This window comes from Methylophilus rhizosphaerae (genome assembly GCF_900100975.1).
Taxonomy (GTDB): Bacteria; Pseudomonadota; Gammaproteobacteria; order Burkholderiales; family Methylophilaceae; genus Methylophilus; species Methylophilus rhizosphaerae.
This window is the reverse complement of sequence record NZ_FNFX01000001.1, coordinates 707929-731443: the sequence shown is the minus strand read 5'-3', so window position 1 is coordinate 731443 and position 23515 is coordinate 707929. Positions and strand designations below refer to the sequence as shown.

General features: G+C 32.4%; 26 protein-coding genes. 21 read left to right on the top strand and 5 right to left on the bottom strand.

Annotation, left to right across the window (positions count from 1 at the left end; translation table 11 throughout):
- The first annotated feature begins 3 nt into the window (after positions 1-3).
- Genes BLP53_RS03625 through BLP53_RS03615 form a run of 3 tightly spaced genes read left to right on the top strand, consistent with a single transcriptional unit; the run spans position 4 to position 3973 of the window.
- The gene (locus BLP53_RS03625) at positions 4-237 is read left to right on the top strand and encodes a hypothetical protein (protein ID WP_091470072.1); all 234 of its coding nucleotides are present in this window, start codon (positions 4-6) and stop codon (positions 235-237) included.
- Positions 230-2455, top strand: coding sequence for a type IV secretion system DNA-binding domain-containing protein (locus tag BLP53_RS03620; protein ID WP_091470068.1), 2226 nt, complete (start codon positions 230-232; stop codon positions 2453-2455). Before BLP53_RS03625 ends, BLP53_RS03620 begins: the two co-directional genes overlap by 8 nt.
- A gap of 57 nt (positions 2456-2512) precedes the next feature.
- Positions 2513-3973, top strand: coding sequence for a hypothetical protein (locus tag BLP53_RS03615; protein WP_091470065.1), 1461 nt, complete (start codon positions 2513-2515; stop codon positions 3971-3973).
- Positions 3974-4018: 45 nt separating this feature from the next.
- On the opposite strand, the gene BLP53_RS03610 is transcribed toward BLP53_RS03615, so the two are convergent.
- A complete protein-coding gene (locus tag BLP53_RS03610; protein ID WP_091470062.1) occupies positions 4019-4609 on the bottom strand; it encodes a DUF4116 domain-containing protein in 591 nt (196 codons plus the stop codon).
- A gap of 105 nt (positions 4610-4714) precedes the next feature.
- Positions 4715-5431: a hypothetical protein gene (locus BLP53_RS03605; protein WP_091470059.1), complete on the bottom strand. Its 717-nt coding sequence runs from the start codon at positions 5429-5431 to the stop codon at positions 4715-4717.
- 113 nt (positions 5432-5544) lie between these two features.
- Here BLP53_RS03605 and BLP53_RS03600 point away from each other — a divergent pair, with 113 nt between their 5' ends.
- The 9 genes from BLP53_RS03600 (at position 5545) to BLP53_RS03560 (ending at position 12450) form a co-directional block, all read left to right on the top strand.
- Positions 5545-6435: a hypothetical protein gene (locus BLP53_RS03600; RefSeq protein ID WP_091470055.1), complete on the top strand. Its 891-nt coding sequence runs from the start codon at positions 5545-5547 to the stop codon at positions 6433-6435.
- A gap of 27 nt (positions 6436-6462) precedes the next feature.
- Positions 6463-8844, top strand: a complete 2382-nt coding sequence (locus BLP53_RS03595; RefSeq protein WP_091470052.1) for a TraM recognition domain-containing protein — start codon at positions 6463-6465, stop codon at positions 8842-8844.
- A gap of 2 nt (positions 8845-8846) precedes the next feature.
- A complete protein-coding gene (locus BLP53_RS03590; RefSeq protein WP_091470048.1) occupies positions 8847-9245 on the top strand; it encodes a hypothetical protein in 399 nt (132 codons plus the stop codon).
- A 112-nt stretch (positions 9246-9357) separates the two neighbouring features.
- Positions 9358-9621: a hypothetical protein gene (locus BLP53_RS03585; RefSeq protein WP_143001345.1), complete on the top strand. Its 264-nt coding sequence runs from the start codon at positions 9358-9360 to the stop codon at positions 9619-9621.
- The gene (locus BLP53_RS03580; protein WP_091470041.1) at positions 9614-10126 is read left to right on the top strand and encodes a hypothetical protein; all 513 of its coding nucleotides are present in this window, start codon (positions 9614-9616) and stop codon (positions 10124-10126) included. The genes BLP53_RS03585 and BLP53_RS03580 overlap by 8 nt, the downstream gene beginning before the upstream one ends.
- 111 nt (positions 10127-10237) lie before the next feature.
- The gene (locus BLP53_RS03575; protein WP_091470038.1) at positions 10238-10915 is read left to right on the top strand and encodes a hypothetical protein; all 678 of its coding nucleotides are present in this window, start codon (positions 10238-10240) and stop codon (positions 10913-10915) included.
- Between the two features lie 105 nt (positions 10916-11020).
- A complete protein-coding gene (locus BLP53_RS03570; protein ID WP_091470034.1) occupies positions 11021-11290 on the top strand; it encodes a hypothetical protein in 270 nt (89 codons plus the stop codon).
- Positions 11291-11313: 23 nt separating this feature from the next.
- On the top strand, positions 11314-11604 hold the full coding sequence (locus BLP53_RS03565; RefSeq protein WP_091470030.1) for a DUF4116 domain-containing protein: 291 nt from the start codon (positions 11314-11316) through the stop codon (positions 11602-11604).
- A gap of 63 nt (positions 11605-11667) precedes the next feature.
- Complete coding sequence (locus tag BLP53_RS03560; protein ID WP_091470026.1) at positions 11668-12450, top strand: hypothetical protein; 783 nt, start codon at positions 11668-11670, stop codon at positions 12448-12450.
- 33 nt (positions 12451-12483) lie between these two features.
- Here BLP53_RS03560 and BLP53_RS03555 read toward each other — a convergent pair whose 3' ends face one another.
- Complete coding sequence (locus BLP53_RS03555) at positions 12484-13662, bottom strand: ArdC family protein (RefSeq protein WP_091470022.1); 1179 nt, start codon at positions 13660-13662, stop codon at positions 12484-12486.
- 112 nt (positions 13663-13774) lie between these two features.
- Here BLP53_RS03555 and BLP53_RS03550 point away from each other — a divergent pair, with 112 nt between their 5' ends.
- From BLP53_RS03550 to BLP53_RS03510, 9 genes are all read left to right on the top strand, one after another.
- A complete protein-coding gene (locus BLP53_RS03550) occupies positions 13775-14527 on the top strand; it encodes a transglutaminase-like domain-containing protein (protein ID WP_091470018.1) in 753 nt (250 codons plus the stop codon).
- Positions 14524-15498: a glycoside hydrolase family 3 N-terminal domain-containing protein gene (locus BLP53_RS03545; protein ID WP_091470014.1), complete on the top strand. Its 975-nt coding sequence runs from the start codon at positions 14524-14526 to the stop codon at positions 15496-15498. Before BLP53_RS03550 ends, BLP53_RS03545 begins: the two co-directional genes overlap by 4 nt.
- A gap of 77 nt (positions 15499-15575) precedes the next feature.
- Entirely contained in the window at positions 15576-16724 is a 1149-nt protein-coding gene (locus BLP53_RS03540; RefSeq protein ID WP_143001344.1) for a hypothetical protein, read from the top strand.
- A 115-nt stretch (positions 16725-16839) separates the two neighbouring features.
- On the top strand, positions 16840-17139 hold the full coding sequence (locus BLP53_RS03535; protein ID WP_091470006.1) for a hypothetical protein: 300 nt from the start codon (positions 16840-16842) through the stop codon (positions 17137-17139).
- A gap of 61 nt (positions 17140-17200) precedes the next feature.
- Positions 17201-17791 carry a hypothetical protein gene (locus BLP53_RS03530; protein ID WP_091470002.1) on the top strand — a complete coding sequence of 197 codons (591 nt, stop codon included), beginning with the start codon at positions 17201-17203 and terminating at the stop codon, positions 17789-17791.
- A gap of 116 nt (positions 17792-17907) precedes the next feature.
- Positions 17908-19677: a hypothetical protein gene (locus BLP53_RS03525; protein ID WP_091469999.1), complete on the top strand. Its 1770-nt coding sequence runs from the start codon at positions 17908-17910 to the stop codon at positions 19675-19677.
- A gap of 198 nt (positions 19678-19875) precedes the next feature.
- A complete protein-coding gene (locus BLP53_RS03520) occupies positions 19876-20115 on the top strand; it encodes a hypothetical protein (RefSeq protein WP_091469995.1) in 240 nt (79 codons plus the stop codon).
- The gene (locus tag BLP53_RS03515; protein WP_091469991.1) at positions 20115-20384 is read left to right on the top strand and encodes a chorismate mutase; all 270 of its coding nucleotides are present in this window, start codon (positions 20115-20117) and stop codon (positions 20382-20384) included. The genes BLP53_RS03520 and BLP53_RS03515 overlap by 1 nt, the downstream gene beginning before the upstream one ends.
- Positions 20381-20632: a hypothetical protein gene (locus BLP53_RS03510; protein ID WP_091469988.1), complete on the top strand. Its 252-nt coding sequence runs from the start codon at positions 20381-20383 to the stop codon at positions 20630-20632. The genes BLP53_RS03515 and BLP53_RS03510 overlap by 4 nt, the downstream gene beginning before the upstream one ends.
- A gap of 316 nt (positions 20633-20948) precedes the next feature.
- Here the strand turns inward: BLP53_RS03510 and BLP53_RS03505 are convergent, their stop codons facing one another.
- Both BLP53_RS03505 and chrA read right to left on the bottom strand, forming a co-directional pair.
- Positions 20949-21845: a DUF1259 domain-containing protein gene (locus BLP53_RS03505; protein WP_091469983.1), complete on the bottom strand. Its 897-nt coding sequence runs from the start codon at positions 21843-21845 to the stop codon at positions 20949-20951.
- Between the two features lie 91 nt (positions 21846-21936).
- The gene (gene chrA, locus BLP53_RS03500; protein WP_091469980.1) at positions 21937-23301 is read right to left on the bottom strand and encodes a chromate efflux transporter; all 1365 of its coding nucleotides are present in this window, start codon (positions 23299-23301) and stop codon (positions 21937-21939) included.
- Positions 23302-23515: the final 214 nt, after the last annotated feature.

The following is a 23515-nucleotide window of genomic DNA, read 5'->3' as shown; positions in this document are numbered from 1 at the left end:
CACATGAGCACAGAAAAAGAATTCCAAGAGCATTTAGATGAATACAACCATGAAGTGTTTGGTTTGGTTAATGATTGCGAAGAAGTATATTCCAATAATGAAAGCAAACTTAACAACTATGAAATCAGTGATCCAATACAAGCCAGAGATTACACTGATTTATTATTCCTTTTACCTTCAGCATTAATCTGGGTGAGTGTTTACTTTAATGAAATTATGAGATTTTTTAATGGCTAATAATATCAAGACAGTCGTTAGATTTATAAGGGATACTTCAAGAATTGATGATGGTAATACTCAAGTAATTTATCTTTCAGATATGTTGTATCAATCCACGTTATTTGCCTTTTCAGGATTTTTTATAGCCACAGCTATCACTTGGTATATCAATCCGAGCTTCTTTCCTACACCGCCGGCCACAGAGTTTGTTGATAGGCAATATTTAACTCATTTAACTTACTGGTTTAAGATTAGAGTCCATGACTTCATACCATTTTTTTACAAGCAAGAGGTAGCAAGATATTTTGAATATCTCAATACTCTTCAATATTACAAAATGGATTACACACTATATTCAAGGGTTTTATTTGGTTATTTTGTGGGTGCTATTGGGATAGTCAAAGGGGTATTTAATGTTATTAATAACCCTATTAAATCTCAAGTTGAAGTTCATAAATCAGGTTTGCAATTATGGGAATTAGATGAGGCTGAAGAAAAGCTTTTTCCTATTATGGAGAAACAGACTATCAAGCATGGGAAGTTCTCCAAAATATCTAATACCGTTTATATGTCAATCAAGAGGTTTTTCACTCATACAATTTTGATTGGGGCTTCTGGCACTGGAAAAAGTCAATTTTTATCTACCCAAATTCGTGCAGCTCAGGACATGGGTTTAAAAGTAGTGGTTCTTGATCCCAAGTATGAATTCACTTCTGCTTACTATAAAGGTGATGGAACAGATGCCATTCTAGACCCGACAGATTCAAGAAGTTATGTATGGGATTTTCCGGAAGATAACAAACAACTAGGTTTAATCAAGAAATTCTTTGCTGCATTAATTGCTGAAGGCAAAGACCCTATGTGGTCAAACTCAGCCAGAGCCGTTGGAGTTGGTTTATTCGTTTATCTTATGCAGACATTCAAAGATGACAATGGTAAATCAAATTACGACTGGTCTGATATGAAGGATGTTTGTTTATGCAACGATGAAGAATTGCTCTACATCATGGAGAATTACTATCCTGAAGCATTGGATTTTGTAGGTTCATTAAACAAAGAAACAGGTGCAATTGAGAAAGGAAAAACAGCAGAGGGCATCATGATTAATTTCAAAGCCTTCCTTGATCCAGTGATTAGCTTGGCTAGGTTTTGGTATGAAACACCAGAAAATCCAAGGAAGAAAATTAGTCTATATAAATTCATGACTGACCCTGATTACCCAATCAAAACAATTTATCTTAAGCCTAATGATTCAGAGGGTGCGATGAGTAGTGGTTTGATTAGAGCCATGCTTACTTACATGATTTCTTTACTTGATAGTCCTTCTATTCCAAACAGTATCACACCAAGAGGGGCATTCTTTCTTGATGAATTTCATGCTCCTGGAAAGCTTGTGAATGAAACAGGGCAACCTATCATCGATAAGCTTTTTGACCGTGGCCGTTCTAAAGGATGGGCAGGAGTAATAGCCACTCAAAACTTGATTCAAGCAAAGAAAATATACACACAAGATGATATTGATAGCTGGCGCGAAACTTCATCAAATCTAATAGTGACGGGTGTTCCTATAGGCGACACAGCATCTAAGTTATGTGAGCTCATGGGTGATGAACTCATTGATAAATTACATACTTCACTTAATAAGAGTAATGGTTCTACTAGTATCGGTCTAAATTATCAGGAACATTCTCGCAAGACAATATTCCCAAGTGAATTATCTGCAAAGCTTGAAATATCCGATACACATATCAGATATTTAGGAATATTCAGAGGTATTAAAGATGTCTATATCCTTGAAAAGCCATTTGAAAATATTGAAGAAGTTGTTCCACATTGGATGGAGCAACCACAATTAGGATCATCTATTAATAAAAATTCAAGATTTAAAAAAGTGATTACTTCCCATATCAATGATGGGCAAACATCAACACAAATTAAATTAGATAAAGTGGACGATAAAGTAATGGAGAAACAGCCTGAAACTTTTGAAGAAGATTTAACTAATGAAGTATGGGTGGACACTGGTCAACATATGGAAGAAATGTCTGAAGAAGAAAGAAAATTTAATGAAGAGAATGTCATTGATGAAGCAAGTAAAGAAGTTTTCATTGAATCATTAACAGATACACATTCAGCTTCATTAGTTATTGATATGTTAGATAAAATTAAAGATAAACAATTGAATCCTCATTCCAATTCATTTTTGCAAAGATATCAAGAACGAATAAACAAATAAATTTGATTTTTACATTAAATTTCTTATAGTTAGATTACAACTATAAGGATAATTACTATGAAACAAGAAGATTTAATTAAGTTAGTAAGAAAGGAATTTAAAGACACACCTTTCATTGCAAAAGACCAAAATGAAAATTGGGGTTTTAGTCAAGTTCGTAATTATATTGATCATACAAGAAATGCCACTGAATTTGGTAATTTGAATAGTAAGGAATTCAGAGAGCGTTTTAAAGAAGATTATGTATTAGAAACTTGGAAAAACTATTACAGCCCATCATTTCATAAGATGAAAGATATTCAAGAAAAAGAATTGGCATATGCATTAGATAAAGATGTAATGAATGCTAATTCAGGTAGACCTGATAGTCATGCAGAATTTTTTGAAGATAAGGTAAGAGCTAAACACAAATTTGAAACGGCTTACTTTCATTATCATGACAAAGAAATATTAGGGCAACAACCAAACAAAGATGAAATTCAACTTTTGGAAGACACTTATCTTGAATATAGAAAATCTCAAGGTATGACATTTAAAAAAGATAAAGTTGAAGCTGAAATCAAAACAGATAAATGGATTGAAGAATCTAAGAAAAAATTTGAATTAGATAAAGTAATCAAAGATGCTACTTTGCAAAGAAAAGTTGAACTGATTGCAATGAGAAAAGATAATCCTGAATTCAAACCTAATAGAGAAACACCAGAATTAGCTGCACTTGCTGAAGAGTCAGGTATGTTCATGAGAAAAGACTTCATTCAAAAAAAGGTATCAGAAATAACAACAGATAAGTCATTTCAAGATAAACAGACCTTTACTTCCAACATCAAAAAGTCAGTTGAAGAAATAGTTAAAACTAACCCTAAGATTAATGAGCAAGTGCAGACGGCTCAAAAAAATCTAATTCAAGTTGCTAATGAGGTGAAAGAACAAAGCTCATGGGATGACAATATGGCATGGGCTAAAAATTACAAGCCTAGTGATCAGGTTAAACAGACCCATAGCATGCCTATCACTAATAAAGAGGCTCAAACTCAAGCTATAGAGGTTCCTAACATGTCTGAAGTCAAATCTAATGTGATTGATTTAAGATCCCGTTCAGAAATTAAGACTGACTCTTCCGATTGGGATGCTATGGAACAATGGGCTAAAAACCGTCCTAAGATTGAATCTAAGACCCCTACACTTACTTTAGTGGATATCAAGCCACTACATGAGGCTACGGCAATTAAACAAGCTCCAAAGCCTTTGTATGAGATACCTGGCACTATCCAAAAATGGGAAGACCAAACACCTGAATTCAAGAAGGTCATTTTTGATCAAGAAGAGCGAATGAGAGCTAGAGGTGAAAATGTTCAATCGGTAATTCCTAAAGAACATTTGGATGTAATGCTTAAAGAGAAAGAGGCTTTAAAACAAAGTTCAAAACAAGAACAAAAGCCACATGAAATATTCACTCAAGATATGGAGCAAACAAAACAAAAAATGCAAGGTATCAGAATGAAAATGAAAGTCAGTTAATCCAAATAATTAAGCCCCTTGAATTGGGGCTTTTTTTATTACATATTAAAGTTTCAATTTTCTTACTGGTTTATCATGAGATTTTGATATAGGTAATAATCCTTTCAACTTCTGGTTTAATTCATATTTTTGTTCATATTGCTTTAAGAATTCAACATGTTTTGTTTCATTAATTGAATCAAAAAATTTCTCATGTAATTTGTATTGTTTCAAAGCAATATTCAAAACCCTTTCATTATTCAACATACTTGGATTGGCTTTAAAAATTGAGAAAGGATCATTTTCAACAGCTACACTTACCACATCTTCATCATTTTTTAATTCATTGCTTACATGTGAAAGTCCTGAACCAAAATATTTACATGCTAATAGGGCTACTTCTTTATCACCTCGTAATCTTTCACTTAAAAAACCAATAGACCTAGCATTTGATTTAAGTTCAAGTAATGCGATTGCTTTATTGTCTCTAATCACATCATTAGCTTTTTCCATAATACTCAAATTAGGATTATGTTTAATAGCATGTAAAGCTATTTCAGGATTGTTTCTATATGTTTCATCCAGACCTTTAAAGTAATGACCACCTTTTTCTTTTACTAGATATTTTACTGTTTCAACATGCTTATCATTGCTCATATGATTCTCCTATAGTTATCAATTAACTATAAGAAATAGGATTCAAAAAGCAATGCCTATAAAAAATAAAACCCCTATTGCTAGGGGCTTATCCTTTTTTTATATTTAGAAAAATCTACTAACCATGAAAAGAAGACCACCACCAATAAATATTGAAGAGGACATAACAATAATTTCTCTTACAATCCTTTTCTTACTCCAAACATTTTTCATGTCTTCAGTAAAGTTTGCTAGTTCAGACTTGCTTACACTTCTAAAAATCTTAGGGAACATTTCCATAGTTGCCGTTGTGATTAACTCAGTGGTTGCAATTTGAGCCATTTTCTTACCATCTAACTCGTTTCTAATGACGGACATTTGAGATTCAATATAGCTAGTAAATTCACTACTTTTATCAGCTAATATACTATTGAATTCAGTAAATGCTTGGTTCACTTCAATAATACAATCATTAGTTCTAATTGCAATTTGATTACTCATATTAGTTGCAGTTTCCATATGATTCTTAATAGTGTTGTCTGTTTCAGTGAGTAGGTTGTCTTTAAATAGATTTAATACATTTTCAGTAGTTGCTAATTTCTCAGCTACTGTGTCATAAAATCTTTTATCAAAGCTATTCATCATTTCTCTTGTTTCATTCAAAACATTAGATTGAAGAATCCATAATTTGAATTGTGTATTGATATGTTCATTATCTCTAGCACCAGATTCATTATAAAACTTTCTTAATTCACTTCTATCTGATTCATTACTTATTTTGTTATCAAAATAAGCATCCATATCATCAAATAATTCCAATTCTTTTGCAAAATCATTATCCATATATTTCTCCATTTTAAATTATTTATTAGTTTGCTATTTACATCTGAGAATAATTTCTTATAGTCAGTAATAGTTATAAGAAATTAAAACGTAATGTAAATAGGAGAAATGAAATGAATCAAGAAATTTTAGAAAGTTCGGACTTTAATATATCAAATATCATTAAAGAAACCGTTGCACTTGAATTTGATAGTATCTTTAAAGAAGATGTATTGGATTCATTAAAGAAAATTGAAAATGACCATGAAATGGTTAATTTTTTAATGGATACAGACCCAAGAAATGAAATTGATTATTTTTGGTCTGGTTATAAAGTATGGGCTAATCAAGATAAAGGGAGTTTAGGTTTATTAACATATAAATCTAAGATAGCAAATTACTTAGGCACATTTGTATATGGTTCACCAGAATCACAAGGTATGCCTTTTTATTTTTATTATTCAACTATAGATAAAATCAGAAGTGCTCCAAACCATTTCAACAATATTGAAGATTCAACTTATGAAGAACACAGATATAGATTGTTTGTTAATAGATATTCAATTTATTTAAGAAGAAAAACTTCTAAATGGTTAGCTCTTTTTCTTGTTTCAATGGGTTTATTTATGGGCTTAGTTGGTAAACCAATGGTTGATGGAGTTAAACATCAAGTGGCTTTGAGCAAACAAGTTAGCAATGTTGAAAATGAAGTGGATTCACAGATTGCTAATGTAAAAAAATTATTAAGTGAGAGAAAAGCAGAAATAACAGTTAAAGCAAAAGCATTAAAAGAAAGTTATGCATCTGGAAATATCTCAGCAGAAGATTTTAATGCTCAAGCTACAGAAATTAAAATTCAGGATAAGAAACTTGATCAGGCAGCAGAAGAAAGTATCACTAGAATTAAAGCAAGTGGTGAGAAGAATATAGCCAATATCAAAGATAAAGGCTCTGAAGAAACCACTTCTATAAATGCTGATATGGAAAAGCAGTTAGAAGAAATCAAACAAAAATACAGCAATTAAAATAAACATTTATAAGGAGAATTCAATATGAAAGACAAATTAGATAAGGCAGTAGATAAACTAAAACCAGTGAATACTTTTTTTAGTAAGGTTGTTCACATCATTAAACAATGGAAAGGTTTAGTTGTTTTTTTGAATGTGAAAGGTATGCAAAAGGAAGCTTTAGAGTGGACTAATGAAATCACTCAAAGGGGTGGTATTTATAGCTCTTCAATCGTTCCAGCAGATTTGAGGAATACAAAAAATAGAACCATATTATCAAAGTCTGGTAAGAAAATCGCAGGTCTATGTTTACCTAAAGATTGGAATGGTGGTAGTGATCCTGGAATCTCACAGCTTTATATTGCCATCGTATTTTCATTGATGATTTTACTTAATGTTTTAGGAATTACTGGCTTGGGTAATATTGCCTCTTCATTCAACTTTTTTATGATTGCTAGTGTAATCGGAAGTATTGTAGGCACATTTCTAACAGTCATGCTTGTAGCTAAATTCTTATTCATGGTGAATATGAAAACATTCTTAAAACCAATGGGTATATTTTTATCTATCGCATTGGCTTATATAGCAATCAATTTGAATATTGATTCTTGGATTTTCACGACCTTTTTATACATAGTTCCAGCTTTCATTATATTTGCATCTAGCTATCGTGAAGATATGAAAAGAGCTCTTGAATTAAGAAAGCAAGTTGGTGCTCATGGTGGAACATTAAATGAGAAATTCGTTAATAGTGAAAAATTAAGTAATCCATTGGTTAATCAAATTTCAAATGCATTAAAAGATTCAACACCATATATTGAATCTGGAACTGCATTAGGTAATTTCCAAGATCAAGGCGATATCAATGCTCCTGAATCTGGCAATACAATTGGTTTCACATTACAAGATTTATATACGCATTTATTTGTGTTTGGTAAATCTGGTGGTGGTAAATCTAGATATTTAAGATATTTAGCATACAAGTTATATGCCATTGAAAGAATGTCAGGTAAGAAAATGGGTTATTTAGTTCTTGATGGTAAAGGTGATTTAGCTTATGAATTGGAAGCAACTTTAGATGCAATCATTGCTCCACATTTAGTTAAGAACTTAATGATATTTGGTGATTTAAGACCTGAACAAATTGTTGAAGTTATTTTGAATGCAAGTGGTTCAAATCAAAATGCTGGTGCAAATGAGATATTTAGATTGGGTGGTGCTGAATTACTTTATTACTCACTTTTAACAAGACAAAAACTTTTAGAAATGAAATCACTTGATAATCAAAGTGAAGATTTTATGAAGGCTACATCTTCAATATCTGGAAGCACTAACTACATAATCAAATTAGGTAAAATGTTGACTGAAGTAGGAACATTCATTGATGGTAAGTTTTCACATCCTATTGTTTCAATTTTGGAATTCCATCCAAACTTATTTAGTGATAAGGGTATTACTAAGATTCTTGATTATATTACTTTGAATCAAAACAAAGAAAACCAAGAAACAATTCAAAGCTTCTTTGCAAACTTCATGTCATGGTTATCACCATTAACACAAAACGAATCTTTGTATGATTGGGCTGATTCAGAAACAAGTGATATTGATATATTAGACATTCTTAAAGGTGCTAAATATGGTGTTTCTTTACCACCAGAAAAATACGGTAATGCTGGTCGAATCATTACACAACTTTTGAAAGCTAGATTAAGTAATGCACTTGCACAAAGAAAGGCAGATTGGAGAAATGACAAAACTCAAACCCAAGTAATGCTTATTATTGATGAATGCCAAGATATTATTTCTGACGACGATGTTGATCAATCACAAAAAGGTAGAAGTAGAGGTGTTTCATACATATTTGCTACTCAACATTTAACTAACTTGATTAATAAGTTAGGTTCAAAAGAGAAAGCACATGCATTGTTATTATCATTCTCAAACTATGTAATGTTAGAGACTGACAATGAAGATACTGATAATTTCATGTCTGAAGTGATTGGTAAAATCAAAGTTGTAACTAGTTCAGCACCACAAGGCAATCCGATTGACTTTGCAACTACAAGTAATAACTTCATGAGAAGTCCAGAGTTTGATGCAAGCCACCCTGAAGCACATGCAATGAAATTTGCAGGGGACCTTGATGCTACCAAATTGATTTATGACAGAAAGAACAGCAGTGATGAACTTGATAAATACAGAGGTTTATCAGAATACATGACTGATCCTAACAATCCAGTGAGAGCGTTATACACTGAAGCTAACAAGAAATCATTGGAAAGACCTGGACTAGCTTTAGTTAGATTCAAAAGAGCATTATTTCCACGTTCTGATATCGTTAAAATTCATGGCATCAGCACTGAAGAATTGGAAGTATTGGTAGCAGAAGTGAAAGCTCAATATCCTGATATTAAGGAGGCAGCTTAATCATGAATAAACTACATATATTTTCAGCATGCTTAATGGTTGTATTGGCTACTGGTTGCAGTAAGAAAGAAGAATCTGCTACTGATATATTGGAAACAATAGAGCTACCTGCAAAGGTAGTTCCACCAGTGGCTAAACCAAAGCCAATGGTTGCACCAAAGCCCATAGAGCCAATAAAAGAGGTTAGTCCTACTCCTACTATTAAGGAGGTTGTTAAAACGGCTCCTTTAGAGCCAATTAAGAAAGCAATTGAGGCTTTGCCAGTGAAAGAACCAATTACAATCAAACAGGTTGAAATTAAACCAGTTGTGCCAGTGAAAACAACTCCAACTGTAATAATTTCAAATAAGGAACCGAAAAAAGAGAAAGAAAAGATTATTTATAGTGTTGAGTTTGAATAATATTTCTTAATCAATAGAACCCTATCATTAATTGGTAGGGTTTTTTTATATCTGCTATTTACAATTGAATTTAATTTCTTATATTTATTAGACAACTATGAGGATAATGAATATGAGAAAAATTTTAAATAACTTGTTTTTGAAATACTTTAAGAAGAATGGGAAAAAAACTCTTGTAATAGACCCTTCTAATTATTCTGATACTGATTTTAAATATTTGTCAGAATTGAAAGAGGAATTCAATATAATCTTAAAGCCAGTATGTGATATTCCAGATGTTTTAAATATGGAGAAAATTACAGGAGTGTATATAGAGGATTCAAGAGGTGGTCTGCCAGCAGAATTTCTAGCTTATAAGGGTAATAAACATGTTTAAGTATAAAAATGAAATTGAATACTGGCTTGATGAAATGAAAATAAAGAATTTCACAATCAATGAAGATTTAACCGTTGATGTGAATAATAATGTTGATTTGGAAAGATGTTGGTTAAAGGAATTACCAGTTCAGTTTGGTAAGGTAGAGGGATTTTTTGATTGTGCAAATAATCAATTAACTTCATTGAAAGGTTGTCCTTATGAAGTTGATGGATATTTTGCATGTCATAATAATAAACTAACTTCATTAGAACATTCACCAAAATATATAAATGGAGATTTTGAGTGTGATTATAATCAATTGACTTCATTAGAACATTCACCATTGAGAGTTAATGGAGATTTCCATTGTCTAAATAATCAATTAGAGAATGAACAACTTTATGACATGGATGTAAATCAAATCCATCAATACTATTATGCAATAAAATTAAGTGAAAGATTAACTAGAGAATTGCCACAAGTTAATCAAGAACAAAAGCTAGTAAGAAAAATGAAACTTTAAAATATAGGTATTAATTCTAAAGCCACTTATATATTAAGTGGTTTTTTTTGTTCTACTATTTACATTTGATTTTAATTTCATATTATAAAAAAATAACATGAGGATATTAATATGAATAAATTAAAATTAAGTATTTTAGCATTAGCAATTGCATCATTATCAGGTTGTTCAACAATTCAAAGTGCTTCACAAAGTGTAGGTAATAAAATTGGTATCAAAGACACTACAACAGCATCAGCTACGGGCGGGGCAATAATCGGCTGTATAGGCGGTGGCGTGATCGGGTATGCAACAGGTGCAGGTGTAGCCCAAGGTTGTGCTTATGGTGGTGTAGCCCTTGGAGCCGTTGCAGGAATTACAGCCTATGAAAAACAATTGGATGAGGCTAAGAAGATTCAAGAAGAATTGGCTAAAGAGAATAGTGATTTGAAGATGGTTATTGTTGAAAGAGATTTAACTATTGAATCTAAGGATAATGAAGTTAAAGAAGCTAACTCTAAAGCTGAAGCATCTAAAAAAGCATTAGACAAAACAATCATTGAAATGCCAAAGAAGAAAGTGTCTAAACCAGTTGCGAAGAGTAATTTCCAAAAGGCTTTTGATGCTACAGCTAAAGTAGCTAATCAAACACCAGACCCTAACAAGTCAACAATTAAGATTTATGCAAGTAAATCAGAGATTGAGGAATATAAATCTCAAGTAGCTATGACAAACACTATTGATGTTAAGAAAGTGAATGTTGAATATATTGTAAGTTCTACTAAAAAGATTGAATGTGTAAGAGTCTAGTTTATCAATATTTAAAACCACTCTTTTATGGGTGGTTTTTTCATGCCTTCTATTTACATTAGGTTTTAATTTCTTATAGTTAATTCATTACTATAGGAGAAAGGAATGAAAGAGAAATTAAATACATTAAACTGTGATGATTTATGGAAATTTAGAAGAACATATGAAATCAAAATTGAAAAGCAAAAGATTAAAAATTTGGAACTTTTATTGGAGATTGACTCTTTGGAAAACATTTTGGATGAAATTAAATTAATGCAACTCTCTAAAGGTTTTATAAATCAAGATGACTATGAAGATTATGCAAACTATATAAACGAAGATGAGGAAGACCTTCCAAAATTGAGTAATCAGGATTCATGTAAGGATAACTAAATTTTTAGTTGTAATATAAATATATGCATAGATTCAAAGATAAGGAATTCGTTATAAAAGCATTATCAAAAAATGGTTTAGATTTAGAGTATGCAGATGATTCATTTCAAAACGACCCTTATCTTGTTCTTATTGCTTTACTTCAAAATATTAAGTCTTACCAGTTCGCAAGTGAAGAACTTCAAAAATTTATCAATAAAGATAATCCAATTGATTCACTTATCCACTTCATACAATTAACCGAACTACACACCAAACTTCATAATCAACTTCCAAATAATTCAACACAAATAAAATCAATATCTAAACTATAACGTTGACTTGAATTGAATATTTGCTATGTATACCTTACACAAATATATATAAGGATAATTATCATGGCTAATAAAAACGGAATAATTCAAGCAAGTGAACAAGATGGAATCATTGTTAGGGTTGATATTGATAACGATAGATATTCAGTAGAAATGCCTAATAAGTATGATTTAACACATGCTTATAGCAAATATGGAAAGGGTGAATATGTTCCAAATCCTGATGCATTGGATAAATCAAACAATGTCATTTTTTACACACCATCAGTTTTTGATATGGACGAGAAAGCACAAAAGCAATTTATGTTTGATGTAAGCCGTTCTCGTAATGTAAATAGAGAGCTTATGCAGGAAAGGGAAGTATTCACTACAGCTATTGAGTTTGATTCAAGTCCACAAAAGATAACTTTTACTGGAATTCCATTAAAGGCTAAAAGGGATGCTAACAATGAATTGGTTAAAACTAGTGCTGGTAAAGTAGCCAAAGAACCGGGTTTTGTTAAAGGTGAAATATTAGCCGTAGGTAAATACTATGTAGCAGTTAAGAACCACTTCAATAACACCCCTGAAAGTGCCTTAGTGCATTTGATTGAGACTTCTAAATTTCTTAATCTTGAAGACTATAAGCAACCTGATAGATTCGCTCAAGTTCAAAAGAGACTAGACCTTGATCCAGTGAAAGATTTTCAAAATGGTGAAATCAATAAAGGCATCGATAGATACATAGCTTTTACTGAGAAAGGACTTGCCAAAGATATCAAGAAAACTTATACCAAGGAAATTAAGGCAGAACCTACTCAAATTAAAACCAAAACGAAGACTAAAGAACATGCCATGACAATGTAATCAATAAAGCCCCTTTAATTAGGGGCTTTTGTTTTACCTACTCATTGAGAGCGATTTAATCTTCTCAGGTAAGGGGGTAGCCTTCATGTCTTGTTTTAAATCGTTCCTATGCTCATTCTTTAGAGTCAATTCTTGTTTGAAAGTATGTCTAATCTCATGTTGATAACTCACAGACTGTTCAGCTTTACTTGCTGCCTGGAATATGAAGTTTTTATCATCCTTAAGAGCACTTACCCATGATTTAAGATATGCCACATGATTTTCATGTTGGCTTGAGTCGTAAGGTATTCCTAAATCTGCACTCATGATCACACTGCTAATTTCAGCCACTAATTCTTCTTTTGCATAAGACTTAGAACCATAACCACCAGACATATCACGATTAAAATGTTTACCCGTTGAATGACCAATCTCATGAAGTAATACACCATAGAAAGAGTTTTCATCCTTGAAGTTTTCTCTCAATGGCATGGTTATAGCATGGTCTTTAACTGAATAAAAAGCTCTTGTTTGATCAACTTCTTTATATCCCAAGTTGGTTTTTTCAATCATAGCTTTCAAATGAATTTCAGCCTCTTCCAATGGAATGAAATTAAGCTTCTCAATTTGAATTGGTTTGATATTACTAATTTGAGTGGCATTGAAAACATTACCAGAGAATACTTGCTTCCAAATCATTTCAGGAGCTTCATTAATTTGGTCTTCAGATTGTTCATTATCATCTTTTCTTGAAATAGGCACTTGCATAGCTTTAAACACTGGATTTGATTTAGAGCCTTTCATGATGAATAAAGGTTTTGTTCTATCTTCTAATCCTTTATCTTCCAATTCTTTGAATGATTTATTAATAACATCAATTCTTACATCATATTCAGCATGAGTGATTTTCTTTGATTCTAATTGAGCATTTAAAGTATTTGTATCAAATATATTCTTTGCCCTTTGTTTTTCCATATCGGCAATGTTGTTATATGTATAAAAACGATTGTCATTAAAATCCTCACCCATCAATGAAATAAGATTAATACCTTTGTAGATTGTTCCAGTGAAAGGGTTCTTTGGTCTAGCATCACATGTAAACCAAGATTTAACCCATTTCAGATTAGGATTATCATCCATTTGAGTAATCATCCCTTCAATTTTAATTATTGTTTTATCAGTTAATTCTTGTCTGTAGTCTCTTGGTTCAGTTTCCTTTTTCTTATATGCCATATATTTATCCTTATTAATGGAATATTTATAGCAAATAAAAAATAAAAATCAAATTTTGCTATTTACATTTGAGTTCTATTTCTTATAACAAATCTATAACGAGGATTTGTATATGAAATATTTACTTTTATTATTAATGGCAATGCCACTTCAATTGTTAGCAAAAGATATTGAAGTGAAGAATATGAACACTGAATTCTTTGACTCAAAATATATAGTTGATTCAAGAAATGATTTTCGTATTGATAAATTCAATCAAGCATTGATTAATCATCAACAAAAGAAACCAGAGGGATGGGATAAATTAGTTGAATTGGTAAGAAATGAATTAGGAGCCTATAACCAAGTAGCAGTGGCTAACTTGCTTATCAATCAAATTCCATACACTGATAACACTGATGGTTCATATATGAGCCCTTATATAGCTTTCAAACGAGGTGGAATCGTTTGTAAAGACTATGCAGTAATCAAGTATCTACTACTTAAAGATGCAGGGTTTCCAGTGGAAGACATGCTTTTCATGGTGCATGACTCTTTAACCGAACCAGACACCGGCCAAGCTCATGTTGTATTGGCTATAAAAATTTCAAATCAGGTGTTTATTGCCAACCAATACATGAAGACAACGGCTGATAAGTTCTATAAATCCTATGGAATTTCTAAACCTAGCTTTTCTAAGCAGATTTCAAAAATGGGTGTTGATGCTTTGCTTTTGCATTTCCCGACCGATTCATTTATGACCGATGAAAGCTTAATGGTTGTAGAAGATTACACATTCAAACAAAGAAAGCTCTTTTCATTAATCAATGAAAAAGGAGCCTATCAAGTGGCATTTCACAAAGCTATTGGAAAGGGGAAGGTATGAAAAAACTACTAAGTTTAATTGCCTTGCTGGTAGTGAATATAGCTAATGCAGGAACATTTGATAAGTTCATGATCTCGCCTTGGACAACTCAAGGCAATACACAAAATTACTTTGGAATTATCTACTTTGAGGGCAGCTTTAAAACATTGCCACTTGATTACCTATGCAAGCTTAGAAAATCAAATCCTGACCAATTCCAGATGGTTGATCAAGAGGGGGGTGATGTTGTAAGAATTAGAAATCTTAAATACTTACCACCGGCTCCAATATTCGCTAGAGGGTTAGGTTCAAAAAGATTCAGATGGACTATGACTTATGCATCAAGGGAATTAGCTTCAACTTGTATCAATATGAATTTAGCCCCTATAGCTGATACTGACTATAAAGATAATGACAATACAAGAGCCTATTCAAAAAATCCTTTTGAGGTGAATGAGTATGCAAGCATATTTGCTAATGAAATGAGAACCCAAGCTATAACACCTACTTGGAAACATTTCCCTGGCTATTCTAAAAATTCAAGAAGTATGGATATTTACGATTATCGCTATAGCCAAAACTACAAGCATGGATTTAAAGAAAATAGTGTTGATTACAGCACTATTGAAGAGATTCAAAAGAACATGCAGTCATTTAAAAATAACAACTATGACATGCTTATGTTGAACTATGGAGTATTTGAAAAATTAGGACCTATTCCCGTTTTATTCAATAAATCAGTGATTGATAGTGCAAGAAAGATTCAACCGAATTCATTATTAATGACAGATGATGTTTCATTCTTAAGACTAAATGATGAAATGATTTTGTATTTATTTGAAAATGTAGATATCTATTTGTTTAGTGATTATAGAGATTCAGTTGAATTTAATAAGAAACTTGAAAGATTAAGTTATGAGGGAAAAATAACTAATGAACAAATCATAGCTAAATACAAAAGATTAAAGAATTGGAGAGAACATCAGAAATAAATATTTATCAATTGCTATTTACATTTGATTCTTATTTCTTATATTTAATTTACATAATAATTATAGGAGAAACAATTATGAAATTAGGTATAGGATTTAAAGTAAGTGTGATGGCATTTGCATTAGCTAGTTCATTTAATGTGCATGCAGCAAATCAGATATATAACGATTCAAGCACAACAGCTATCAATAACAGTGACCAGTTTGTCATTGATGGTGAAAGAAATGTTATTAATGATTCATTGGATGGGAAAATTAACGGTGGCAGTAATTCCGTTGAAAATGCTCAAAATGTATTAGTAAATGGTAATCGTAATACCATGATGTTTGTTCCTAACGGTTCAAATTTTGGTTTATTAAACATGACCCAATTAGGTAATGGCAATTACACTAATAGTGATAATGGTATTCAAGTGGGAGGAAACAACCGAGATACAAGTTTCTATGGTGGTATACAAGAAGGTAATGATAATGTGAACTCAGGAAATGATTCTAGCCAAAGAGGTAATGGTAATGATAACTCTGGAGAGAACAGTAATCAGCTTGGTAGCTATAACTTTAATAATGCTTCCAGTGTCAACATGTTTAGTAACGAAAGCATTAACTATTTGCCTGATTCAAATCTAGTAGGTAATAAAATTACTAATGGTGTATCTGGTGATACGGGATCTGGTCAAAACAACTTATTTGGTTCTTATATAACAAATACAGGGCAAAATTCAGCAGTGATTGGTAATAGCTCAACAAACTCAGGAAACAATGCAGTTGTTTTAGGTAATAACATTAACAACACTAGAGACAACACAGTGAATGTAGGCAATAAAACAATTAGCAATGTAGCTGATGCGTTTGATCAATACGATGCAGTTAATTTGAAACAATTACAACAAGGTCTTGCAAGTGTTTCTGGTGGCCCAGCTTATGACGATACTCAAATAAGAAGAGACATTGATGAAGCTTATAATCGTATCGGTAGCTTAGAACACCGCATTGGCAAAGTTGAAAGAAAACTATCTCAAGGTATTGCAGCAGTGGCATCTATGCAATCAGCCCCTTGGATTGAGGGTAGAACAACAGTAGCAGTGAATGGAGCTACTTATAACGGTGAAGTAGCTATGGGGGCATCATTTACAAGCTCTATAAGACCAAACTTTGCAATCACTGGTGGCATTGCTATAGCTGGAAGTAATCCAGTTGCCAGGATCGGGGTAATGTTCGCCTTTTAAGTGAATAAGTTTTATCAAATATACCACTCTTTTATGGGTGGTTTTTTTATGTCTGCTATTTACATTTGATTTCTATTTCTTATATTGAATTGATAACTAACATAAAGGAATGAATATGAATGATTTAAAATTTTATGAAGAACAATTTAGAACAAAATTGAATATGTTTACTATAAGACAGCCAATGTTTAGAAATTTGGATAAAGAAGATTATTCCATAATGATGAAGTTGTTAAGAAAGCTTACAAGTGAATTTCAATTAAGTGAGGAATCATTATCACTAATATCTCAATTTAAAATGTTAGATAACATGAAGAACCCACAACATGAAGGTTCAGGTGTTACAGAATTTTTAGCATGGATGACAATTAATTATATTTTTGTGGAATTGAAAGGCTTTCAAAAACAAGCTTAATGAATGTATTGCTATTAGAAATTATTATCTTATAGTTAATTGATATCTATAGGAGAATAATATGAGCTACGATTTTTTACATAAGGAAAAATTGGAAACGAGAGATGAAGTAAATAACTGGGTGCAAAATTATATAGAGTTTAAAGGTTGCACAATCAATGATGATTTAACCGTTGATGTAGATGGTGATGTAACAATAAATTACAAACATATAGGAAAAATACCAATTCAGTTTGGAAAGGTAAGCGGTGATTTTTATATTAAAGGTAATGATCTAACTTCTTTGAAAGGTTGCCCTAGTGAAGTGGGAGGGAATTTCAATTGTTCTTATAATCAATTGACATCATTAGAACATTGTCCAAAGAGAGTTGGAGGTCATTTTGATTGCATGAATAATCATTTGAAGAGTTTAGACCATATTCCTGAAAGTATTGGTGATGGGTATAAATTCTTAGTTGTTCTAAATAATGTTGATCTCAATGATCCAATAGAGAAACATATGCTTCAAAATTTTAAAGATAATAAATATTATGAAGTAGACCCACTAGAACTACTTCAGTATGTGAAATCTGAGAAAATGTATGAAAGATTACAATCGAATATACCAAGCCATAATGAGAGTGTTCAACAAAAACGTAAAATGAAACTCTAATTTTATATTCAATGAATCAAAGCCACTTTTCATACAAGTGGCTTTTTAATTGCCGTTTACTTGATATCTTCAAATATTTTCTTATAGTTAATTCATAACTTTAAGGAGAATTCGTTATGGGTTTAAAATCAATGTTTCAAAATTCATGGTTTGGTGTGAAAGATGAGAAAGAATTAAATACACCAAAAAATATCAGCAAGTGGTTAGATAAGTATGGAGTTAAGAACTACACCATTAATGAAGATTTAACCGTTGATGTGGATGGTAGTGTTGATATATCAGATAATCAATTAAAAATAATTCCAGTGCAGTTTGGTAAAGTGAATGGTTATTTTGATTGTAGTTTTAATGAATTAACCTCATTGAAGGGTTGTCCGTATGATATTGAAAAATATCTAAATTGTAGTTTTAATGAAATAACTTCTCTTGAATATGCTACTAGAGTAGTTGGTAGCTTTGATTGTTCATACAATAAACTCAATTCATTGAAACATGCACCAGTCTTAGTATTTGAAGATTTTGATTGTTCAGAGAATCATTTGAAATCTATTGAGCATGCACCAGTTGAAGTAACTGGAAACTTTGATTGTGGTTATAACAAATTACTATCACTAAAAGGTTGTCCTATTAAAATTGGTGGTGATTTTGATTGTAGTTATAACCAATTAAGTACATTAGAGCATTCCCCGAAAGAAGTAGGTGGTAATTTTTTTTGTTCTGATAATCAATTAGTATCTTTGGAACATGCCCCTTTAATGAATGGTGTTCCGTATTTCAATGATACGATTGAGTGCAGTAATAACAAATTTGAAGATGAGCAAGCAGAAATAAAAAAATATGAAGAATTATTATATATAAAAGATATCAATGAATTTAATTTAGACACTTATGGAAAAATTAATCCTACTGAAGAGGAAATTAATGAATTCCATCTTAAAGAGTATGAAAGTGAGCAGCGTGAACAAGAGGCAATTGAGAGAAGAGCAGAGCAATACTATCAAGATCAAGAAGATAAATATGGTTTAGATTATGATAAAAATAGATTAGATGTTTTTGCTTCGGTAGCTCCACATTGGCAATTATTTAGAGATTATGGAGAAATTAATCCTGAAATTGATATTAACAAAGCTAATGGGAATTACGATAATAAAGATTGGGTAATGCAAAATGAGAATAGATATATTGTAAATTTAGCTATTACTGAGAAAGAACATACTCATGCTTACTTATCAGCATTTGAATATGTGAGCGAAAGGTTGAGAAATGATAAAGAGGTTGTTGATTTATATTTGGATGATAATGCATCCAATACTGAATTTATTGGTGAAGAGTTAAATAACGATAAAGAGTATATTTTAGAAAAAGTTAAATCACAAATACATGCAGGTGCTGATTATCTTTCAGATTCTTTAAAAACTGACTATGATATTAATTTAGAATTTTTTAAAAGTTATGGTCAATTAGACTCAGTGCATGATGATTTAAAATCAAATATTGATTTCTTGAAACTTGTCATAACAGATGAGCCAAACATTTTCTTTACTCTTAATGATGAGTTGAGAAATGATAATGAATTATTCAACCATGCTAAACAAGAATATATAAATCAACCAGAAATTAAAACGAGTGAATATAGACCATTTCCTTTTCTCAAGGATAACGAATATTTAGATAATAGACAATATATGGATAACTATATTAAGGCAGAGAATCTTTCAAATACTCTACATTCTAAAATAAATCAGAAAATTAATAATCAAGAGAATTCTAATGAAGAATTTACTAATAGTAAAAAACAATTTGAAGATAAAGTTAAAGAAATGGGTTTAATGCTTAAAAGTAGTTCAGAAAAAAACACAACACATAAAAGAAAAATGAAACTTTAAATAAATAATATCAAACATAGAAGCCACTTTCATACAGTGGCTTTTTTTACACCTTTAAATCAGTCTATATTTATTGTTGTTTTATTCAAAATAATAGTAAACACATTTAATTCAATATCTAATAAATAAATCAGTAGACGATCTATACAGTAAGAGTAAAATATCATTATTGAATTTAATAATGAAAGAAATTAAATTATGAATAACCAAACAATTGAAGAAGTTGTTAAACAGTTTCATAAAGACATTATTAATATGACAGATAGACAAATTGATGATTTAGCAGAAGAGGCTTTAAATAGTGCATGCTTAACAATTCAAAATGTATTGCACATTGAATATGGCGATTTTGCTAGTATCTTCTTTAGTGATAATGAAGTTAAAGATAAATTTATTGTATACATTAAAAGTGAAATTAATAACAAGGTGAATGAATAATGAACTTACAAGAATTAAGAACTGAAATTGATAATCTTGATAGTGAGTTAATCAACATATTATCTAAACGATTTATTGCTACTAGAAAAATTGGTCAATTGAAACACCAACAAAATTTAGAAGCAGTTGATACAGACAGATTGAATTCCATTGTTGAAAACTGGATTAATCAATCTAATGAAAAAGAAGTGAACCCTGAGTTATCACTACAGATTATCAACACTATTCATCGCTTTGTTGTATCAGAACATAGAGAGCTTAAATCATGAATACACAAGTGCTTTTAAATCACCTTAAATCAAAATATCCTAGCCATGAATTTGAACTGGAAAACTCACAAGATTTTGAGGGTGAAGATTTACCCGAACAGCTTATATCCGTTATTCATGAAGATATGGCTATAGTTGATTTATTCTCTTCATCATGTGGCAGATTTGAAGCAGACCCTTTAAAAGAATATGGCATTAACACTGAAGATGCAGAACTACTTAAACAACATAACAAAGTGAGCTTGTAATCATGGAATTAGGTCAATTAGTTATCACAGCTACACTTAAAGTGCATATTCTCACACCAATTGACCATCGATTCTCATTGTAACTGCCCAGCAGAATTATTTGAACTGACCAGTGTTTTTCATAGCTACTGACCATTAATTAAAAGCTATGAGTATTTTTTGAATGACAGCATTGTGGCAAGCTAATTTAAAGTGCAAAGGGCAAAAAACGGCCCAAAGCAGTCATTCGGATTAGCTTCTGAAACAAAAAAGCCCAACCATTTCTGATTGGGCTTTTCGTATTCTGTTGCAGGCTTAAGCCATAATTCTTGAAAGTTTATTTCTTTTCTTGGGTTTCTAAAGCCTGTTTAATCGTTTCAGCAAGATCTTTCGCTTTGCCTTTTCCCCAATAATGCATGAAGTAATAGTTTGGCTCATCATGTGTCATATGATTATGTATGGCCACGATATTGATACCACCTTGGCGCATAGCCTTCAAAACGGGTTGAACCTCTTCTCTAAGCATGGCAAAGTCACCATCTACAATGGCATAAGTATCGGTGCCTGCAAAAGCAGCCCACGTGTTAACGCCCATTTCCTTGCTAACTTTAGCACCATGCATGGTGGCTTCTCGCCCAATCACAAACTTGACCATGCCATCCTGGCTCGTACCCTTTAGGCCGAGGACCTGTTCTAAAGGATCAAGAGTGATGCTATTCGTCTTACCTATCTCTTTTAGAAACTGGCGATTGGGTTCTGGATGTGCTTTTCGAATGTCAGCAATTTTGTCATACACTTTTTTGACTCCACGTGCCAACTCATCTTCGTTACCCATGCCACCTATATGCATAAAATACACTTTAGGCTCGTCAAAAAAGAAATGATTATGAAGCCCAGTCACTTCGAGACCTGCTTCAAAAGCAGCGCTCATTGCTGGGTTCACTTCATCTTCAAAAACAACCGTATCACCCATCATCATGATGTGTCCTTTAGCCGGCATAAAAGCAGCCCAACTAGTTAATCCCATGAATGGTGGTGTTTGCCACTGATCAACTTTTACTTTTACATCGTTTCTTGGTTTAGAAATTTTGAATACATTCTCTTCTTGATTGTACTTCCCTTGAATACCCGTAATCTGCTCGATCTTGGCAGTGTCAATTGTTTCCTGTGCTAAAGATATACTTGTGCAAGCCGCCAAGGTTATTGCATATAAAATTTTATTGCATAAATTCATTGTTTCTTCTCCACTAATAAACTAGAACAAGTGTACAACAAATGCCACAAGATTAGTTTCAAAATTAAAATCGTAAATCCATTGATTCCAATCACATAGTTAGTTGCCAAATCATGCCCACTAATCCGCTTACCAAGATGACTGGGATGACATTCACTTTGAACCGGAATACCGCAATAGTTGCAGCAACAGTTAGCAATATTGAAAACCAATCAATGTTGCCATTCAAACCAGTTGGCCAAAAGACGTGATAGGCAAAAAATAAAGCTAGGTTAAATATGACACCAACTACCGCGGCAGTAATAGCACTCAGTGGTGCGGTGAATTTTAAATTCCCATGGGTCGTTTCTATGAATGGCGCACCCATGAATATAAAGATGAAGCTAGGTAGAAATGTAAAAAATGTCACAATTGCAGATGCTACAAATGCTGATGCAAAGACTGCATCAGGTCCAAACACCTGAGTGACCCAACCACCGACAAAACCAACAAAGGTCACCACCATAATAAGTGGGCCAGGCGTAGTTTCCCCTAATGCCAAACCATCAATCATTTGCGTTGGATTGAGCCAATGATAGTGTTCAACTGCGCCTTGATAAACATAAGGCAAAACTGCATAGGCACCACCGAATGTCATAAGTGCAGCTTTGGTAAAGAACCATCCCATTTGCGTGAATGCATTGCTCCAGCCATAACGCAATACTAAATAAGACATAAATACTGACCAAATTGCTAAACCAATGGCAGCAATTTTGGCCATCTTTTTCCAGGAAAAGAAAGCGTGTTCAGGCGTTGGGGTATCATCATCTATCAGCGCACGACCGTAGTCTTTATCAGCAGCGCCATGCCCACCGCCAACCTTGAAGTATTGAGGTGTTAACTTTCCACCAAAATGGCCAATCACACCCGCAATAAGAACAATGATAGGAAAAGGCACTTTCAAAGCGAATATTGCAATGAAAGCTAGCGCCGCTATTGACCACAACACTTTGTTCTTTAGTGCACGCGATCCTATCCGGTAAGCTGCAAAGAGCACGATGGCCACCACAGCTGGCTTAATGCCATAAAGCACTCCAGCTACCGCTGGAACACTTCCATAGGCCATATAGATATAGGCAAGGCTGACTAAAATGAAAAATGAAGGCAGTACGAAAAGTACACCGGCAATAATTCCACCCCATGTACGATGCATCAACCATCCGATATAGGTGGCTAGCTGTTGTGCTTCCGGTCCAGGCAATACCATGCAATAGTTGAGTGCATGTAAGAAACGCTTTTCTGAAATCCAGCGTTTTTTCTCAACCAAGTCATGATGCATGATTGAGATTTGGCCTGCCGGGCCGCCAAAGCTAATAAAGCCTAATTTAAGCCAGTACCAAAAGGCTTGATATGGTGAGACTGAGTCAGGGATTGAAGTTTGTGTTGTTGAAGCTGTTGTTGTATTCGTTGCGTCCATAAGCTCTCTTCTAGTGGGTTTATAAGACCCAAGATTTGAGCAGACCTTGGACGCAGTGCGTCTTGAAGCGGGGAGGCTGCTAAATCCCCAGTGCCGAAATTATACTTACAACTTAATCTTTTTTAAATATCAAATAATAATAAATAGCATATAACCTTTTAGAATAACTAAATAAATTTATATTATTTTTTAAGATAACGATTTATGTTTATAG

Bases quoted from the DNA above. Each gene is read 5' to 3' on its own strand.
- BLP53_RS03625 (WP_091470072.1), top strand. From the start codon at position 4: ATGAGCACAGAAAAAGAATTCCAAGAGCATTTAGATGAATACAACCAT.
- BLP53_RS03620 (WP_091470068.1), top strand. From the start codon at position 230: ATGGCTAATAATATCAAGACAGTCGTTAGATTTATAAGGGATACTTCA.
- BLP53_RS03615 (WP_091470065.1), top strand. From the start codon at position 2,513: ATGAAACAAGAAGATTTAATTAAGTTAGTAAGAAAGGAATTTAAAGAC.
- BLP53_RS03610 (WP_091470062.1), bottom strand. From the start codon at position 4,609: ATGAGCAATGATAAGCATGTTGAAACAGTAAAATATCTAGTAAAAGAA.
- BLP53_RS03605 (WP_091470059.1), bottom strand. From the start codon at position 5,431: ATGGATAATGATTTTGCAAAAGAATTGGAATTATTTGATGATATGGAT.
- BLP53_RS03600 (WP_091470055.1), top strand. From the start codon at position 5,545: ATGAATCAAGAAATTTTAGAAAGTTCGGACTTTAATATATCAAATATC.
- BLP53_RS03595 (WP_091470052.1), top strand. From the start codon at position 6,463: ATGAAAGACAAATTAGATAAGGCAGTAGATAAACTAAAACCAGTGAAT.
- BLP53_RS03590 (WP_091470048.1), top strand. From the start codon at position 8,847: ATGAATAAACTACATATATTTTCAGCATGCTTAATGGTTGTATTGGCT.
- BLP53_RS03585 (WP_143001345.1), top strand. From the start codon at position 9,358: ATGAGAAAAATTTTAAATAACTTGTTTTTGAAATACTTTAAGAAGAAT.
- BLP53_RS03580 (WP_091470041.1), top strand. From the start codon at position 9,614: ATGTTTAAGTATAAAAATGAAATTGAATACTGGCTTGATGAAATGAAA.
- BLP53_RS03575 (WP_091470038.1), top strand. From the start codon at position 10,238: ATGAATAAATTAAAATTAAGTATTTTAGCATTAGCAATTGCATCATTA.
- BLP53_RS03570 (WP_091470034.1), top strand. From the start codon at position 11,021: ATGAAAGAGAAATTAAATACATTAAACTGTGATGATTTATGGAAATTT.
- BLP53_RS03565 (WP_091470030.1), top strand. From the start codon at position 11,314: ATGCATAGATTCAAAGATAAGGAATTCGTTATAAAAGCATTATCAAAA.
- BLP53_RS03560 (WP_091470026.1), top strand. From the start codon at position 11,668: ATGGCTAATAAAAACGGAATAATTCAAGCAAGTGAACAAGATGGAATC.
- BLP53_RS03555 (WP_091470022.1), bottom strand. From the start codon at position 13,662: ATGGCATATAAGAAAAAGGAAACTGAACCAAGAGACTACAGACAAGAA.
- BLP53_RS03550 (WP_091470018.1), top strand. From the start codon at position 13,775: ATGAAATATTTACTTTTATTATTAATGGCAATGCCACTTCAATTGTTA.
- BLP53_RS03545 (WP_091470014.1), top strand. From the start codon at position 14,524: ATGAAAAAACTACTAAGTTTAATTGCCTTGCTGGTAGTGAATATAGCT.
- BLP53_RS03540 (WP_143001344.1), top strand. From the start codon at position 15,576: ATGAAATTAGGTATAGGATTTAAAGTAAGTGTGATGGCATTTGCATTA.
- BLP53_RS03535 (WP_091470006.1), top strand. From the start codon at position 16,840: ATGAATGATTTAAAATTTTATGAAGAACAATTTAGAACAAAATTGAAT.
- BLP53_RS03530 (WP_091470002.1), top strand. From the start codon at position 17,201: ATGAGCTACGATTTTTTACATAAGGAAAAATTGGAAACGAGAGATGAA.
- BLP53_RS03525 (WP_091469999.1), top strand. From the start codon at position 17,908: ATGGGTTTAAAATCAATGTTTCAAAATTCATGGTTTGGTGTGAAAGAT.
- BLP53_RS03520 (WP_091469995.1), top strand. From the start codon at position 19,876: ATGAATAACCAAACAATTGAAGAAGTTGTTAAACAGTTTCATAAAGAC.
- BLP53_RS03515 (WP_091469991.1), top strand. From the start codon at position 20,115: ATGAACTTACAAGAATTAAGAACTGAAATTGATAATCTTGATAGTGAG.
- BLP53_RS03510 (WP_091469988.1), top strand. From the start codon at position 20,381: ATGAATACACAAGTGCTTTTAAATCACCTTAAATCAAAATATCCTAGC.
- BLP53_RS03505 (WP_091469983.1), bottom strand. From the start codon at position 21,845: ATGAATTTATGCAATAAAATTTTATATGCAATAACCTTGGCGGCTTGC.
- chrA (WP_091469980.1), bottom strand. From the start codon at position 23,301: ATGGACGCAACGAATACAACAACAGCTTCAACAACACAAACTTCAATC.